Genomic DNA, 542 nt, shown 5'->3' with positions numbered 1-542 from the left:
CCCAGGCTGTGTAAAAACGCGAATCAAGTATGCGCCACGGCAAGGGTTAATTACGGTGACAGTAGAAAGCGCTGTGCCGATTGAAATTGATCGTGGATGATTTCAGCTCGGCTAAAATGCTGACGCCCCATAGCAGCCCAAGTCGCTTCAAAAAGCGGGCATACGCCCGGATCGCGGCCACCATGCCTGGTTTGCCCAGAATCGCCATCAATCGTCGAAAGTTATAGGCGAGCACATGCAGGCTCATCTCTGTCTTCACGCGTTCCAACCCTTTGCTCAGGAAGTGCGTCGCGCCCATCCACGATTTGATCGTGCCGTAGGGGTGCTCGACTGACGAGCGACGGATGCGCATGGCATCTGGATTTTGGTCCAGGCGGGCCTGCATATCGTCGAGCACGTCCTGGTGCTCCCAACGGGTTACTCGGCGCTGCTGGCTTGGCGTGCACTTGGCCTTGAGTGGGCATGCCTTGCAGTTCGAGCTCCAGTAGCGATGGTTTTTCAATCCGTTTTCGATGCTCGCAAAACGCCAGATCAGCGCTTGT

At 56.1% G+C, this 542-nt stretch carries 1 pseudogene; it reads right to left on the bottom strand.

The window, feature by feature from the left end:
• Positions 1-163: 163 nt before the first annotated feature.
• Positions 164-542, bottom strand: a pseudogene (locus NX784_RS28760) (transposase); the annotation flags it as partial.

Origin of the sequence: Massilia pinisoli (genome assembly GCF_024753285.1) — a bacterium.
Lineage (GTDB): Bacteria > Pseudomonadota > Gammaproteobacteria > Burkholderiales > Burkholderiaceae_D > Telluria > Telluria pinisoli.
Note: the sequence above shows the minus strand (reverse complement) of the source record. Positions and strands in the feature narration are given on the sequence as shown.